At 70.3% G+C, this 15423-nt stretch carries 12 protein-coding genes and 1 pseudogene; 4 read left to right on the top strand and 9 right to left on the bottom strand.

Going from position 1 to position 15423, the window contains the following annotated elements; genetic code table 11:
• Nucleotides 1-229: 229 nt before the first annotated feature.
• Entirely contained in the window at nt 230-403 is a 174-nt protein-coding gene (locus ACWZEH_RS30525; RefSeq protein ID WP_456194287.1) for a hypothetical protein, read from the top strand.
• Between the two features lie 425 nt (nt 404-828).
• On the opposite strand, the gene ACWZEH_RS30520 is transcribed toward ACWZEH_RS30525, so the two are convergent.
• Both ACWZEH_RS30520 and ACWZEH_RS30515 read right to left on the bottom strand, forming a co-directional pair.
• Nucleotides 829-1299, bottom strand: coding sequence for a hypothetical protein (locus ACWZEH_RS30520; RefSeq protein ID WP_456194286.1), 471 nt, complete (start codon nt 1297-1299; stop codon nt 829-831).
• Nucleotides 1300-1530: 231 nt separating this feature from the next.
• A pseudogene (locus ACWZEH_RS30515) lies at nt 1531-1683 on the bottom strand (DUF397 domain-containing protein); the annotation flags it as partial.
• Nucleotides 1684-2120: 437 nt separating this feature from the next.
• Here ACWZEH_RS30515 and ACWZEH_RS30510 point away from each other — a divergent pair.
• A complete protein-coding gene (locus ACWZEH_RS30510) occupies nt 2121-2555 on the top strand; it encodes a VOC family protein (RefSeq protein ID WP_456194285.1) in 435 nt (144 codons plus the stop codon).
• A 354-nt stretch (nt 2556-2909) separates the two neighbouring features.
• On the opposite strand, the gene ACWZEH_RS30505 is transcribed toward ACWZEH_RS30510, so the two are convergent.
• The 6 genes from ACWZEH_RS30505 to ACWZEH_RS30480 form a co-directional block, all read right to left on the bottom strand.
• Nucleotides 2910-3719: a transposase gene (locus ACWZEH_RS30505; RefSeq protein ID WP_456194284.1), complete on the bottom strand. Its 810-nt coding sequence runs from the start codon at nt 3717-3719 to the stop codon at nt 2910-2912.
• An 886-nt stretch (nt 3720-4605) separates the two neighbouring features.
• Nucleotides 4606-5295, bottom strand: coding sequence for an SMI1/KNR4 family protein (locus ACWZEH_RS30500; protein WP_456194283.1), 690 nt, complete (start codon nt 5293-5295; stop codon nt 4606-4608).
• A gap of 338 nt (nt 5296-5633) precedes the next feature.
• Nucleotides 5634-6521, bottom strand: coding sequence for a C40 family peptidase (locus ACWZEH_RS30495; RefSeq protein WP_456194282.1), 888 nt, complete (start codon nt 6519-6521; stop codon nt 5634-5636).
• A gap of 152 nt (nt 6522-6673) precedes the next feature.
• Nucleotides 6674-10579 carry an nSTAND1 domain-containing NTPase gene (locus tag ACWZEH_RS30490; protein ID WP_456194281.1) on the bottom strand — a complete coding sequence of 1302 codons (3906 nt, stop codon included), beginning with the start codon at nt 10577-10579 and terminating at the stop codon, nt 6674-6676.
• A gap of 170 nt (nt 10580-10749) precedes the next feature.
• Nucleotides 10750-11199, bottom strand: coding sequence for a hypothetical protein (locus ACWZEH_RS30485; RefSeq protein WP_456194280.1), 450 nt, complete (start codon nt 11197-11199; stop codon nt 10750-10752).
• A 139-nt stretch (nt 11200-11338) separates the two neighbouring features.
• Entirely contained in the window at nt 11339-12253 is a 915-nt protein-coding gene (locus ACWZEH_RS30480) for a hypothetical protein (protein WP_456194279.1), read from the bottom strand.
• A gap of 685 nt (nt 12254-12938) precedes the next feature.
• Here ACWZEH_RS30480 and ACWZEH_RS30475 point away from each other — a divergent pair.
• Nucleotides 12939-13583, top strand: coding sequence for a dihydrofolate reductase family protein (locus ACWZEH_RS30475; RefSeq protein ID WP_456194278.1), 645 nt, complete (start codon nt 12939-12941; stop codon nt 13581-13583).
• Nucleotides 13584-14039: 456 nt separating this feature from the next.
• Entirely contained in the window at nt 14040-14273 is a 234-nt protein-coding gene (locus tag ACWZEH_RS30470) for a hypothetical protein (RefSeq protein ID WP_456194277.1), read from the top strand.
• Nucleotides 14274-14657: 384 nt separating this feature from the next.
• Here the strand turns inward: ACWZEH_RS30470 and ACWZEH_RS30465 are convergent, their stop codons facing one another.
• Nucleotides 14658-15404 carry an SDR family oxidoreductase gene (locus tag ACWZEH_RS30465; RefSeq protein ID WP_456194276.1) on the bottom strand — a complete coding sequence of 249 codons (747 nt, stop codon included), beginning with the start codon at nt 15402-15404 and terminating at the stop codon, nt 14658-14660.
• Nucleotides 15405-15423: the final 19 nt, after the last annotated feature.

The raw sequence follows: 15423 nt of genomic DNA, 5'->3' as shown, positions 1-15423 counted from the left end.
GGGCAGGGTCCGCCGACGGCACCACTTACGGGCGGGGCCTCGAACTGGGCGGCAGTCGTGGGCTGTGAGACATTGATACCTGCCCTGGCCCACAGCATCGGAATTGAGCGGCAGAACATACTTGACCCCGGGACGACTTCCTCCGGGGCCCTCCGCTTACGGAGGTCACGCCGCCGGACCGGGGTGGATTCGACAGAGTGACCTGCACGTTCTCGGACGGATGTCAAAAATGAAGATCGCCAGTCATGCACTTCTCGCAGTATCACTGATCTCAATGACTGTCGCCAACGGAGTACTGCTTACCAGTGACACTGGAACCGCACGCCGCCGGTTCGCCCGAAAAGGCGTGATCATCATCGTTCCCTTCATTGTTCTCGGCATCACAGGAATGCTCCTGACGTAGCCGATATCCACCGGCAGGTAGTGTCGCGACACCTCATCCGCGGCACTGTCCGGGGAGGGGGCGAACACAGCGCAGGCACGGCTGGGGTTCCTCCGGGACGCGGGAGACCTCAGCAGAATCACCCCACACACGCTCGTCATGTCCCGCGCCTCTCCCCGGGCCGCGCCGTACCGTTCCGTACACCGCCTCGCGCCGACGCGCACGACGCCGTCACGCTCGTCGCGGCCGAGCTGCGCTCCAACGCCGTATGGCACGGGCACGGGCCCGTGACGGGCCGGGGCTTCCACCTGCTCCTGACGGCCGACGCCGCCACCGGAACCGTACGCGTCGAGGTCACCGGCACCCGTGGCGAACGCCCGCCCGAGCTTTCGCCCCCACCGTCGGCCGACGGCGACGGGACGCTGCTCCCGGCGGAAAGACTTCAGTCAGTAGTACCTGACGGAGTCGATGTAGATTTCCGGGTCGTCCGGCAGGTCACCTTCGAAGGAAGCACCCATGACATTCGTTTCCGAGGCAGTCCGACCTGGAGGTACCTGCTGAAATTCAAAATTGTTGGTCGTCACCCAGTCCGTTCCATTACCGACACTGACGGTGACTCTTATGTTGCGAGTTTTGTCAGCGGTGTTGGTGGTATTACAGGCGACATTGATGCCTATTTCATTACGAGTGGCCCGGATCTCCGTATCGCCGAGCGTGACAATCTTCGTCCGCCCCAGGAAGCTGATGACCGGTGACGGTTCCGGGCTGGCTTCGGACGATCGCGAAGCGCTTGAGGCGCTGCTCGGCACGGCAGGTGGAGATGGCAGGGGATCAGGACGGGAGTTCTCGCCGTTCGAGCATCCGGTGACCAGTGCGGTGACGAGCAGTGTTGCGCCCCACAGAGCGGGGTGCAGCATGTTGCGAGATGACATCAGTTGCAGGACCCTACGGTGAGATGGTTGTCGACCACGTCGCTTTTGGCCTTCATACAGGAATACGCCCGGCCGCAATAGCCACGGTTCTGACAGACGGGCCCGGCGTGAGAGCCGTACGTGCCGAGGTCCTCAACGTCCGGGGTGTCGGTGCAGTTGTCCTTCAGTAACCAACAGAATCACGCGCCGGCCCTCCGTTCGTACATCCGCCGCCGGTCAGCGCCCGGCGGTCGTGTCCACGAATTTGGCCCACGCTTCCGGCCCGAGGGCCGGCCTGGCGTCAGCAGGGCACTTGGAGTCCCGTACGAGAACCGCTCCGGGTACTGCGGCGACCTCTACGCGTTGGCCGCCCTCAGTACCGCTGCAACTGCTCCTGACCCAGGGCTGCGTCGCTCTCGCGGGGTGTCCGGTTTGATCACCTGATGTTCAAGGCGGCCAAGGGTCCGGCGGTGTTGCGGGCGTGGTGGCGGAGGCCGGCGGCGATGCTTGTCGGCCGGTGAGCCGGAGGGGGCCGATGGCCGGGTTCCTGAGGGCGGCCATGGTTCGGGGTGCGGTTCCGGTACTCACTCGGGAGGCGTCTTCTCCGTAGGCGCGGACCCGGCTCGGCAGGCTGCCGTCAGGAAAAGCGGTGAGGGGCGTGGCCGCGGTCCGGTCCGGAACGGCGGGCGACCCCTTGGAGGCATCGGCATCGGTTCGCCCCCCTGCGACCGCACGACGCAGCAGCGGCCCGCAAGGGCCATTCTCTCGTCAACATACATGTTCCAAGCGGGAGTTGAGCGACAGAGACCCCCTGCTACGGTGGACCGATGGCATCGGTCAAACAGTTCCAAGTCACCTTCGACTGCGCAGAACCTGAGCGCGTCGCTCGTTTTTGGTGCGAGGTGTTGGGGTACGTCGTACCGCCGCCACCGGAAGGGTTTGCTACTTGGGACGATTTCAATCGCTCGCTGCCGCCTGAGCGTCAGGGGTCGGCGTTTGCCTGCAGTGATCCCTCAGGTGCGGGCCCGCGACTGTTCTTTCAGCGCGTTCCCGAAGGCAAGGCCGTCAAGAACCGGCTGCATCTCGACGTGCGGGTCGGCACCGGGCTCGTGGGTGAAGAGCGCCTCGCCACGCTTGAGGCCGAGTGCGCACGACTGGTCGCGCTCGGTGCGGTGCGCGTGCGACTACTGCGTGCCGACGGCGTCAACGAGTCGTGCATCGTGATGCGGGACATCGAGGGCAACGAGTTCTGTCTCGACTGAGGGTTCCCCGGGACGGCGAGGTGGGGAGCCGTTGAGCCGAAGCACGTCAGTCGTCACGAAGGCAGGATTGTTGTCACCGTGCCGCTGTACGGCGGACGGTGTGCCGTGCTTCACCGGGATGGACGGAGGAAGGACTGGATGGTACTGAGCCGTGCGCGGACGTATGCCAGCTCTTCCTCAATCCTGTCGAGGGGTATCCGGGCTGCACGGGCAGTTCCGTGTGGATGAAGTCCATGCGGAAGTCGAGGACTTGGTGGCTGGAAGGGAGTCGCGGCCGACTTGCGGCGCAGGCGGGGTGTACGGGGATCCATGGTCCCTCTTCTCTCGTCCTCGTCACTCTAGGGGTGGCCGCCTTCAGCCGGCCGGAAGCACTCTCTTGCGCAGCAGGGCAAAGCCCGACCGGCCGAACATCCGGCGCTTGAGCATCTTGATTTGGTTGACGTGGCCTTCGACGACGCCGGAGCTCCAGGGCAGCGTGAGGCCGGCAATGACCGCGTCGCGGTCACGGCCGATGCCCGCGGCGAGGGTGTGGAGGCTGGGGAGGTCGTCTTGCCGGACGGCGTCGGGCCACTGCGGCAGTCGTTCGCCCTGGCGCTCGGTGAGCACCTGGCCGAAGGAGCGGACGTGGCCGGTGAGGTCGTCGGGTTCGAGGCAGTGGACCAGTAAGGTGCTCGGTCTCGGTGAGGGTCTGGGGCCGACGCAGGATCCATCCGGCGACGACACGGGGTGACGGGACCGAGCGGTGACGGGGCCGGGTAAGAGCCGCTTTTCCCGGCAGTGGGCGCGAACCCGCTGGTAGCTGCCCTTGTAGCCGAGGGGCACGATCTCCTCCCACGCTGTCCAGGCGTTCGTGCGGCCCTGGTTCCAGCGGTCATCCGGGCAGGGCTTGAACGCGTCGAGCTTGGACGGCCGCCCCTGCCACTGCCCGCGGAAGAGGCCCTCCGGGGCGGCAGCGTCGACGAAGGGCTCGACGGTGCGGGAGGTCATGCCGAGCCGGCGGCCGACCGCCCTCCGGCCGAGCCTGGCAGCCGGCAGTTCATGGACGGTGGCGTGCTTGGCGCGGGTGCGGTCGGCGAAACGACGTCCGGTGGGCCAGAGCGAGCCGGACGGGTCTTCGAACTTCTCCGGCTCGGCGGCCGGCTGGGCTGGATCCGGTGCCGGCACCCTCAGGCATCCACGGTGGGCTGCGACACAACGCTCGGCGGCCTCGCTCAGGTTGTGCCACAGGTGCCACCTGCACCGCCTGATGCGCTCCGGCGGTGGCACCCTCGGTAAAGAACGGAAAGTGAGCCGGAACCGTTTCTGGTGGATGTCTCGTCCGGGCCCGGGTCACCGGGCACCGGGGTGGCCGGCATCTCGCCGCGCAGCCGTGCGGCCCGCTTGACGAAGAAGGAGTCGAGGAGGGGTCGTCGAGGGCCCGTACGAGCGGGGCGCGCGGTTCGGCGGCGGTCAGCGGGCTGACGGACCCGGATGCGGGAGTGCGGTCAGGTGGTGGGGGCGGACGGCCCGGTGGAGGGTCCTCGCTCGTGTCCGGCGCGGTCCCGGTCTCCGAGGTGTCGGCACGTCCAGCCGGCGCGGGGCGTGCATGGCGTGAGCGCGCCCGCGGGTGGAGGCCACCACGCGCCCCTCGTCGTGCAGACCGTCCACGGCGGTCCGCTCGGCCGCCCCCGGACACGGGCGCGACAGTCGGCCTCCCACGCCTCGGTGAGGGAGGCGACGACACCGGTCTCATGAAGACTTCCGTCGACGCGATCGACCAGGTACGGGCCCGTTCCCCGCCAGCACGAACCCCGGTTTTCCGGTACGCACGAACTCCCCGGACGTCCAGTGGACGATCCACACCAGTTCGTGTTCCGCCACGGACGTCACCGTCGTGCACATCGGATGCAGGCCCGCCGACAGTTGCTCCTGAAGGGTGCGTTCGGGTTCTTCCCCGATCATCCGAGCGGCGGCCTCTCGCTGAATCACCCGTACAGCATTCCCTGTGGTTCGGGTGGTTCGGGTGGTTCGGGTGGTTCGGGATGGAGGCCGGCGGGTTGTTCCCCCTGTCTCACCCGCCCGCTGCCGGCTTCCTTACGGAGCGTTCGGCCTTGTCCAGCCAGTCGGTGTACCAGCGTGCGAAGGTGACCGGCTTGGCCTCGGTGTCGAGGAGCGGCTCGAGGTCGGCGTCGTCCGCTCGGGGATCGGACCAGACCGTGCCGCGGTAAGGGCCGCTGATGACCAGCCATTCCCGCAGGGCACAGCCCGCATGGCAGATCACGACGGCTCCGGCGGTGCGCGCGGGGGCGAACATGACGGATTCCCAGCGCTCGTCCCAGGCCTCGATGGCGTCGTCGAAGTCCTCGATCTCGTCGAAGTCCTCCTCCTCGGGGCGCTCGGCCGTGAGCGCGTCGAGGAGTTCCGGGTCCGGGCCCTTCTCGGGAAACGGCTGGGCCAGCGTGGAGAGGTCCGCCAGATCGGCGCCGTCGCCCTCCCAACGCCAGCGGCCCTGCACACGCCGTACCGGGAAAAGACCGTAGGCGGGGCCCGCGCCCCCCGCACCGACCTGAGCGAGGAACGCCCGGTACTCCGCGGGCAGGCTTACGCCCAGCTGGGTTTCCAGCTCCGTGAGTTCGTCCTCGGTCAGCGTCCCTTCCAGGGCCCAGCGGTGCCCGGACGACCCGAACACCTCGCTGCTCGCCGGCAGCGCGCCCAGCGCCGCAACTCTCTCCCGCACCCCGGTCCACTTCTGATCAACCATGCGCAGACCCTACGCACCACCAATGACACAGCGGTCCGGGCGGTCTTCCGCGCGGGCGATCGGCCCAGGGGTCAGACGATGTCGGCACGCCACCGCTCCACCCACTCGTCGGGCGGGCCGTCACGAACGGTGTATGTACGCAGCTGAGTGGTCCTGGGCATCGAGTGGTCCTCCTGTCGGGTCGAGCCGGTCGGCGGATCGCCCCGACGTCCCGCCCGCACGTGGCGGACGGCCGGTCCGGCCGTCCGCCACGGGGCGCGTGCCCGATGGGGATGCCGAAGGCCGGCCGGCTCGAGGCGGACCCCGGCGCCGGGTCTGCCGCCCTCGGCGCCGGCGCGTCACGGTGTCGGTGGCGTCGTCCCGCAGTCGGGTACGCCGTCGAGCCACGCCGGTCCCTTGATGTAGATGTTGGTCATCCACGCCCTGTAGTCCGGCAGGTACGACCACACGTCGTTGGTGTAGCCCTCGGAGGTGACCGGTTCGGCGTGCTTCTGGCACTGGACTCGGATGGTGGTGGAGTACGGGAAGGCGTAGACGCGGGCGGCCCTGATGGAGGGTTCGGCCTTGGTCCACACGCCGGTGCCCCAGGTCTGGTGGATGTGACCGGTGACGGGCCCGGTGTTGACGCGGACGGCGCCGAAGTAGTCGCCGTTCAGGCGGACGTCACTGACCATGAGCCTGGTGCCGGACTCCTTGGCCTCGACCATCTTGCCCGCGCCCAGGTAGATGGCGATGTGGTGCAGGTCCTGCGAGGTACCCCAGGCGAGCAGGTCGCCCGGAAGCAGCGGGGCCAGGCCCTGGGCGGCGGTGAAGCGGCCGACGGCGCGGTGCGTGTAGTACTGCTGACTGGCGACACCGTTGAGGATGTCGGAGCCCGCCGCCTTGGCGTACGCGTGGCGGACCAGGCCCGAGCAGTCGAAGCCGAGCCGCTCGGGATCGTGCTCGCTGTCCGGGTCGGTGGGGTCGACCTGGCCGTACGTGGCGCCCGGCTGGGGTCCGTGCCCGCCGCCCCACGTGTACCAGGTACCGGCCGCGACCTCTGCGCAGGCGGCGGCGATCGCGCGTTCGGCTGCCGCGGAGGCTCCGGGTGCGAGGGCGCCGCACGCGTCGGCGGCCGAACGCTGCGCGGGCGCCGTGGTGTTCGCGGCGGCGGCGGACACCGGCGCCCAGAAGAGGAAGGCCAGTAACGCGACCAGTGTGCGGATGAGACCGGTCCGGCGAACCATGCCAGGACCCCCGTTTCCTGTGGGTGGTGAAGGGAGTGGTCGCACAGCAGCCTGCCGACCGTGCCTCGCGCTTGTCGAGATCCAGGTGTCGCCTCCCGCCGATGGGCAACGGGAAACACCTGGGAAACCCCCTTCGAGCAGGCGGGTCGCCGTCACCCCCGGCCGTCGCAGGGCGCCCCGTCGGAGAGAGGCGTACCGGGCAGGAGCTTCGCGCGCTCGTCCGCACCGATGCTCGCGCGCAGCCGGCAGATCTCCGCCAGCTGAGCCCCTGGATCGAGATCCCACAGCCGTGCGGTGCCGTCCGTGCCGGCGCTGGCCACCGTGCGTCCGTCGGGGGCGAAGGTCACGCTCCACACCGAGTCGGTGTGGCCCGTCAGCGTCGCCCACGGACGCCGTCCGGCGACGTCCCACAGGCGCACCGTACGGTCGTTGCCGCTGCTGGCGAGCGTGCGGCCGTCGGGAGCGAAGGCGATGCCCCGGGTGGAGCCGGTGTGGCCGGTCAGGACGGCCTCAGAGCGGCGTTCGCGGACGTTCCACAGCCGTACGGTGCCGTCGTTGCCGCTGCTGGCCAGCGTCCGCCCGTCAGGGGTGAAGGTCACGCTCCGCACCGCGCCCGTGTGGCCGTTCAGCGTGCCGAGCGGGCGGCGCGAGGAGACGTCCCAGAGCCGTACGGTCAGGTCGTCGGCGGCGCTCGCCAGAATCCGGCCGTCGGGGCTGAAGGCGACACCGTTGGCGAAGTCCCGGTGGCCGGTCAGCGTCGCCAGCGGCGCGCGCTTCGTCACATCCCACAGGCGCACCGTGCGGTCGGCGCCGGCCGAGGCGAGACTTCGGCCGTCGGGGGCGAAGGCGAGGGAGTAGACCTGCCCGGTGTGGCCGGTCAGGGTCGCCAGCGGCCCACGTTCGGCCACGTCCCACAGCCGGATCGTGCCGTCGGAGCCCGCCGATGCCAGGGTCCGCCCGTCGGGTGCGAAGGACACCGAGAAGACCGCCTCGGTGTGTCCCCGGAGCGTCGCCAGGAGCCGGCGCCCGCCCACCTCCCACAGGCGTACCGTGTGGTCGGCGTCGGCGGTGGCCAGCAGTCTCCCGTCGGGGCTGTACCGGGCCTGCCAGACCTCCGTGAACGGACGGGCCGTCAGAGCCGGGCCGCCGAGGTCCCACAGGACCACGGACCGGTCGAAACCGGCCGTGGCGAGCAGGGTGCCGGCGGAGGTCACGGCCGCCCCCATCACGTAGTCGGTGTGACCGGCGAGCACGGCGGTCTGCCGGCCGCTGCGGACGTCCCACAGCCTGGTCGTCCCGTCGCCGACCGCGCCGACGACCGTGGCGCCGCCGTGCGTGTACGCGACGGCGTTGACGTCGTCGCTGCTCCCGGACAACGTCGCGCCGAGCCGGCCGCCGCGCACGTCCCACAGCCTTACGGTCCGGTCGATGCCTCCGGAGGCCACCTTCCGGCCGTCCGGGGAGAACACCGCGCCCAGCACTTCGTCGGTGTGCCCCTCGAGTACGGCGAGGGGCCGGGCCCGGTCGGTGTTCCACAGCCGCACGGTCCGGTCGGCGCCGGCGGAGACCAGGGTCCGGCCGTCGCGGGCGTGATCCAGGGCGTTGACCGTTCCCTCGTGCCCGCTGAGGGAGGCGGTGACGCGGTGCGTGCGCGCCGTGTCCCACAACTGGATCGTCCCCTGCGCGGTCGCGACGGCGAGCCGGTGCCCACGGGGGTCGAAGGACAGCGCCCGGGCGCCCTTCGTGCTGTCGCCGAGCACGGTCCTCCTCCGACGCTCGGCGATGTCCCAGAGACTCACGGGCCCGCGCGTCGACGTCGCCGCGAGGGTGCGGCCGTCGGGACTGAAGGCGATCGAGCGGACCGGCCCGGACACGGCGAACGTGGCGGTCGTACGGCGGTCCGACACCCGTCGCAGGGTCACCGTCCCGTCGGAACTGGCTGTCGCCAGGGACCGGTTGTCCGGCGCGAAGACCACCGCGTTGACCGGCCCCCGGTGACCGCTCAGCCGGCCGGAGAAGGGCTGGGACTGCGTGCTCAGCAGCGCGCCGCGCGCTTCGGCGGTGGCGTGGGCCCGGTAGGCCTCCCCGGCCAGCAGCATCGACGCCTCCGGCTGGCCTCCGGCGAGGGACGCGGACCGCACGGCGAGTGCCTGGGAACGCGCGACACGTTCCTGGTCGAGGGCGCTCTCGCGCTGCTGGTGGGCGAGGCCTCCGGCGGTCAGGGCGAGCCCCAGCAGGACGACGAGCGTGGCGAGCATCGACTGCCGGAGCCGGACCTGCCGTACGGCCTGCCTCTCACGGCCTTCCCGCTCGGCCAGGCTCGCTCTGAGGAACGCTTCCTCGCCGGGGCCGAGCCGGCTCCAGCCGTCCAGTTCGTCGGCCCAGGAGCCCACGGTGTTCAGCCGGGTGCCGCGGTACAGCGCGGACGGATCACGGCCTTCGCGCTCCCATTCGGTGGCTGCGTGCGCGAGTTGCTGGTGCAGCAGCAGCCCGGCGCGGTCGGCGTGGATCCAGTCCCGCAGCCGTGGCCAGGCGTGCAGCAGGGCCTCGTGGGTGATCTCGACCGTGTCGCTGTCCATGGTGATGAGCCGGGCCCGTACGAAGGCGTCGAGCGCGGCGGCCGCGCCGGCCGCGCCGGCGAACTGCTCCATCAGGGCGGCCCTGCTCGTCCGGCGACGGGTCGCCCCGCCGCCGTCCGCGACGTACACCAGACGGGACAGGACGCGGCGGATCGTCTTCTGCTCGGCCGGATACAGCCGGGCGAAGACGTTCTCGGCGGTCCGCGCGATCGCACCCTGGATCCCGCCGGCCCGCTCGTACCCGGCGACGGTCAGCGCTGCCCCCTCGCGCCGCTGCCAGGTGGCCAGCAGGGCATGGGAGACGAGGGGGAGTACGCCGGAGGGTGTCACGTCGGCTCCGGAACCGGCGTCCTTGCCACTGCCCCGCAGTGTGCTGCCCGGCTCGCCGCGCAGCCCCGCGTCGCGCAGGAGCAGGGGCACCAGGCCCGGCTGGAGAGTCAGTCCGGCGAGTTCCGCCGGCCGGGTGATGGACTCCCGCAACTCCACCACGGACATGGGCGGCAGCACGAACAGCCCGTCGGTGAGGACCGGGGCCAGTTCGGGAAGGTCCAGACAGTTGCCGGTGAAGTCGGCCCGGACGCCGAGCACCACGACGGCGGGACCGTGTGCGCTCTCCTCCGGCCGGGAGGCCGCCAGCGCACAGAGCACCCGGACGAAAGAGCGCCGCTCGTCCTCGTCCGCGCAGAGGGTGAAAAGCTCCTCGAACTGGTCGACGATCAGCACCGGCCGACAGGGCGGGGGCCGGCGCTCCCCGGGTGGCGCCGACGGATCGTCCGCTGTCGCGCGTACGGCGTCCAGCACCGCGTCGGGGTTCTCGCGCACCTCCTCGACGGTGACGGCGAGGTCCCCGCCCACCGCTTTCGCGGTGCGTTCCAGGAGCTCGTCCAGGGGCCGTGAAGTGGGAGTGAACGTCACCACCGGCCACCGGTCGGCGCCCGGCATCGGAAAGTCGCCGCGCCGCAGGGCGGGCACCAGTCCGGCGTTGAGCAGGGACGACTTGCCCGCGCCCGACGGGGCGACGAGCATCAGAGGGCCGCTTCCCACCCGTTCGAAGACCCGTTCCACCAGTGCGGCCGTCGCGCGCTCCCGGCCGAAGAACCAGTCCGCGTCCTGCGGGGTGAACGCCGACAGGCCCCGGTACGGACACGCCCCGTCGGACTGCCGCTCGGAAGCGGCGTTCTCGGCGCCGCTCCCGCTCTCGGCGGGCGGTCTCTCCTGTACGAGCCTGAGCAACTCCCCCTCAGCGCCCAGTACTCGGTCACACAGACGGGCGACGTCGACGGTCGCCCGCTTCGTGCCGGTCTCGATCTTGCTGAGGTAGCCCTTGCTGTAATGCGTCTGCCGTGCCAGGTCGGTCAGCGACAGGCCACGCGCCTGTCTGAGTCGTCTCAGTTGCGCGGGAAAGGAGTGCGTGGTCGGCGCGTCCCGGTCCCGCCCGTTCCAGTGGTCGGCTTCGTGCCCGTGCTGCGGATCTCCCACGGAGTCCCCCATGCGGTGCGGCCGTGAGACGGTGGACGCCCAGGTTACTGCCGGGGTGGTGAACGCAGCCAAACCTTTCCCCCGTTTGGCGCACACACGAACGTCCGGAACCATGGGGCGGTTCCGGACGTTCGTTCCCCGTCGCACGGGCGGACGGGCGGACGGGCGGGTCAGGTCAGGAAGGCCCCGCAGGCGCTGCGGGCCACCCACCGGTGCGAGGAGATGGTGTCGTTCGCGTTGACACCGTTGGTGAACCGGTTGTCGGTCAGGTTGTCGGCGTAGAGCTCGCCCGGCGCGAGGCAGGCGTGGCCGCCGCCGAAGCCGGAGTTCTCGTAGAACGCGACGTGGTCGAGGCCACCGGTGAAGCCGCGGTTCATGACGGACGTCGCCCTGTCCTGCGAGCCGACCCACCAGTCGCTGTTGCCCGCGGTGCGGATCAGTTCGGCGCCCGAGCAGTCCAGGTTCTCCCAGGCGTACACGTTGCCGTTGCGCGGCCCCCACTTGCTGTCGCAGCCCGGTCCGGCGACGGTGTTCCCGGCCGCCTGCGAGGCGGTGGCGGGTACGACGACGCCCAGGGCAGTGAGCCCGAGGAGGGCCATCGTGACGGTGAACTTGCGCATGCTGTCTCCCTCGTTTTCCTCTGACGGTGTGGTGCGTTGGCGGTGGTGCGTTGGCGGTGGTGCGTCGGTGCCGGCGCACCGGGCCGGCAGCCCGGCGTGCCCTCACCGGGGGCGGTGTCCGTCCGGGAGCGGGGAGTGGTCAGCCCCGCTTTGGAACGACGCGCACCGCCCGGTCGTAGGCCCGCCGGCCGAGGTGCCGGTAGGTGTCGATGTCCCTGCCGAACCGGTCCCGCAGGCGGTCCAGGTAGTACGTCTCCCGCGCCGTGGCCACGGCGCGCAGGGAGGTTTCCCGGGCACAGGTCGCGTCGGCGACGGCGGTCCTCCGCTCGGCGGTGAACGCCTCGTCGGCGCGGGCCGCACCCAGCCGGCCGGCGTTGGCCCGGACGGCTTCGCGGGCCGCCCGGGGGTCCTCGTAGGGCCGGCCCGCCCTCTTCATGCATCGGGACCAGGCCCGTACCGCCGCGGTCAGGTGGCGGTCCCTCATCAGCTCCTTGCCGTAGAGGGCGTTGAGGCCGGTGGCGATCTTTTCGGTGCGGTACCACTCGGCCGGGTCGCCGTAGAGTGCGCGCTCGGCCTCCTCCGTGCAGCCGCCGATGCGCCTGCGCGTCTCCCTTCCGCCCGGCAGTGATGCCGTGAGCATGCGGGCGCTGTCGCCGCCGTCGAGCGCGGTGTCGAAGGCGATGCGCCGGGACGGGGAGAGGTTCTGGCGGTAGGTTCCGTTGGGGTTGCGTTCGCGGACGCGCAGGCTCTTCGCTTCGATCCGGCCGCCGTACCCGTACGTACGGGCCCAGGCCACGTCGTCCTGCACGTAGCGCACCGGGCGGCTCTCCTGGAGCGTCAGGCCACGGTCCTCCCAGTAGGTGAAGCCCCGGCGGTTCATGCACTGCTTGGTCAGACGTTGCTGCGCGTCGGCGACGCGCAGTTCCTGTTGCCAGGTCAGTGCCCTGGGACGCGGATCCTGTTGTGCCCGGCCGTCACCGCCGTCGCCGCATCCGGCCGTGGCGGCCGCCACGGCACCCACGACCGCGCACAAAGACACGAGTGCACGTCTCATGGACCCGACCCCCCTTCGCTGCCGCTTGCTGACGGATTCAGAGTCGTCCCGCTGCCGACAGAGGTCGACGGGTTTCCCGTTGCCCGCCGGGCGGTCGGCCGGGAAACAGGCGTGAGCAGGGAAAACTCGGGATGGAGGCAACACGGCGAGGACGGTCGGAAGAGATGCGGGTGAGGAGCGGCCCCCTCACCCGCACCGCGAGCGCCGCGGCCACCGCGAACGCGGGGCAGAGCCGCGGCTTCCCCGCAGCGGGTCGCTGGACATCACGCCCGGGAAGAAGTGGGGGTACCGGGGCGCGGTCTCCTCCCCCATGGCCGGCTCCGCGGGCCCTGCCCGGGACAGGGGCCCACGAGTGGCTTCGTTCACTTCAAGCGGCGGCGTCTGTCCATCGCTTCGACCGCCGATCGGCGGTCGACGGTGACCGGAACGCTCACGACGAATACGTCACCGCATGGGCCGCCCGCCGTCTGTGACAGCTTCCTCGAGCCTCCTCGATGACCAGGCAGGCAGTGAAAGGCTCCGCAGGGGGCGGACGCCCCTCACCACGGGAGCCTGTCCAAACCGCGCGGACCTCACAGGTCACCACGCTGGTCGGCCGTTTTCCTGACCGGCCACGGAGGTAGCGATGAGTTTGTCCGGTCCCGAGAGTCCCACGGTTGTTGTCACCCCATCGCAGGAGGAACGCGTGGCTCAGCTATTGAGAGTCCAGAACTTCAACGTCTCGAGTGACGGCATCGGTGCCGGTGAGGACCAGACCCTTGAGAGGCCGTTCGGTCATGTCGAGCCCGAGAGGCTGTTCGCCTGGGCCGGTGCCACGGCGAGCTGGCCCATGCGCACCGACCCCGGGGGGAGCCGGGGTCTGGACGACTACTTCACGCGGGACTACGCGCACAACATCGGCGCCGAGATCATGGGCCGCAACAAGTTCGGGCCCCAGCGCGGGCCCTGGCAGGACCACGAGTGGCAGGGCTGGTGGGGTGACGAGCCCCCTTTCCACACCCCGGTGTTCGTCCTGACCCACCACAAGCGTCCTTCTTTCACGCTTTTTGACACCACGTTCCACTTCGTCGACGGCGCCCCTGCCACGGTCCTCGGGCAGGCCCGGGAGGCGGCGCAGGGCAAGGACGTCCGGCTCGGCGGCGGGGCCACCACCATCCGGCAGTTTCTCGACGCAGACCTCGTCGACACCATGCATGTGGTGGTCTCGCCGGTGAAGCTCGGGTCCGGAGTACGGCTCTGGGAGTCCCCCGATGAACTGCTCGACCGGTTCCATTTGGAGGTCGTTCCCAGCCCGAGCGGAGTGACGCACCACCTGTTCTGGCGAAAGTGACCGGTCCTCAGGGCCGGCCCCGGGCAGCTGTTCCGCCTTCCGGGGCCGCCCCGGGGCGGGCCGTCGAGTCACGCCTCAGGCGGTCAGCCGGCCTTGGCGGTTTCCTCAGCTCGTGCCCGGGGGCGAGCCGGTAGGAGTCGGTGCCGGTATCGGTGATCGTGCCGTCGGACGTCGGACGGTCGACGACGGCCGCGGCAGGCGGCAGGCGGCGTCGGTCGCGGAGTCGGGCGGTCCGCTCGGTCAAGCCTCGCCGGCGGGGCGGGGCACTGGGCTTCTCCCCCACGATGGTCGCTGCCGCAGGTGCGGCGGCGTCGGAGCAATTGGTCACGGCCCTGTTCTCGTATAGCTACGGCGAACGGACATGTAGCGCCGTGCGACTGCTGTGGTCGTCGTTCCCCCTCGTCGGGCGCCTCGTTGAGCTGAACGAGTGATCTCGGGCGGGGTGGAGGAGTGCGGGTGCGGCAGGACTGGGAGCCGGAGGACCTGATCGAGGTCTGGACGCTGCTCAAAGACGACATGAGGCGGGTGCGGAACAAGTCCGGGGCGACCCGGCTCGGGTTCGCGTTGTTGCCGAAGTTCTTCGAGGTGCTGGACATGAACAGCCGCCCAGAGCTGGACCTGACCGCCCGGGCCGCGATGTTGCCCGGCCCGCGCGCCCCCGAGAGTGAGAGCGCGACGGCCCCCGCTTGACTGGGGCGGCGTGGCCGGGCGGATGCTCCGCTGGGCCTGCATCCTCTCTCTCACCGTCGGTGGCATGACGACGCGCGGAGAAGGTCGCCGAGGACCTCACCGTGAGGACTCGCGGCGTCACCCCAGAGGAAGCCGAGGAGGTGCGGGGCCCTTCGGCGACCTCGTCATGGCCGCTTCCCGCCGCATCTGTGCCGGCCGCGCCCAGGAACCGGGCTGGCATCCCGAGCACCGCGGCATGCTCGCCATGAACGGTGACCAGCGTCTGCGTGATCAGTTCTGCTGAGCGCACGAAAAGACCTCCGTATGGTCCCTGGACGGTCATGGTGGAAGTCTCTCGGTCGGTCGTGACGGGCCTTACGCCCGTGGCGGGACGGCAGGGCGAGTTCAGAGCTGGGTTTCGCCGCCGTCCACGGCCAGCTCGATGCCGGTGGTGTACGTGGCATCGAAGGCGAGGAATGCGGCCGCCTTGGCGAACTCCTCGACCGTGCCGTAACGCCCCATGGGGTTGCTCGCGGTCCGCTCCGCCCTGAACTGTTCGGCGGCCTCTTCGGACAAGTTCATCCTTTCCAGGATCCCCGAGTCGATGGGACCCGGGCTGATCGCGTTGACACGAATACCTCGCGGAAGCAGCTCGCGGGAGAAGGTGCGGGCCATCGAGCGCAGCGCCGCTTTGCCGGCCGCATAGACGCTGGTGTCCACCAAACCGATGACGTTCGCGATCGAGGTGGTGAGGACGACGCCGGCGTTCGTGCTCAGCAGCGGGGCGAGCTTCTGCAGAGTGAAGAAGGCGCCTTTGACGTTGATCGCGAACAGTTCGTCGTATGCCTCCTCGGTCGTCGACTCGAGGGGCGTCAGGGCGGAGATCCCGGCGTTGACGAACAGAGCCTCGATCGAGCCGAGCTCGCTCTTCACACCGTCGGCGAGCGTGTCCAGGTCGGACAGTGAGGCCACATCGCTCCGGACGGCCACGGCATTCTCGCCGAGCCGTTTGCGCGCCGCGTTGAGCGTGTCCTGAGACCGGCCGGTGATCACCACGCGGGCTCCGCCTTGCACCAGCAGCTCCGCCACCGCGAGCCCCATGCCGCTGCTGCCACCCGTGATCACCACGTTCTTGTCGCTGTACTTACCCATGCCGAGGTTGCTCCGTTCC

This window comes from Streptomyces yamdrokensis (assembly GCF_053890455.1).
This window is presented reverse-complemented; position numbering and strand designations above follow the sequence as displayed.

Excerpts from the sequence above, each read along its gene's own strand:
- ACWZEH_RS30520 (WP_456194286.1), bottom strand. The coding sequence starts at position 1,299 with ATGCTGCACCCCGCTCTGTGGGGCGCAACACTGCTCGTCACCGCACTG.
- ACWZEH_RS30510 (WP_456194285.1), top strand. The coding sequence starts at position 2,121 with ATGGCATCGGTCAAACAGTTCCAAGTCACCTTCGACTGCGCAGAACCT.
- ACWZEH_RS30500 (WP_456194283.1), bottom strand. The coding sequence starts at position 5,295 with ATGGTTGATCAGAAGTGGACCGGGGTGCGGGAGAGAGTTGCGGCGCTG.
- ACWZEH_RS30485 (WP_456194280.1), bottom strand. The coding sequence starts at position 11,199 with ATGCGCAAGTTCACCGTCACGATGGCCCTCCTCGGGCTCACTGCCCTG.
- ACWZEH_RS30525 (WP_456194287.1), top strand. The coding sequence starts at position 230 with ATGAAGATCGCCAGTCATGCACTTCTCGCAGTATCACTGATCTCAATG.
- ACWZEH_RS30480 (WP_456194279.1), bottom strand. The coding sequence starts at position 12,253 with ATGAGACGTGCACTCGTGTCTTTGTGCGCGGTCGTGGGTGCCGTGGCG.
- ACWZEH_RS30465 (WP_456194276.1), bottom strand. The coding sequence starts at position 15,404 with ATGGGTAAGTACAGCGACAAGAACGTGGTGATCACGGGTGGCAGCAGC.
- ACWZEH_RS30495 (WP_456194282.1), bottom strand. The coding sequence starts at position 6,521 with ATGGTTCGCCGGACCGGTCTCATCCGCACACTGGTCGCGTTACTGGCC.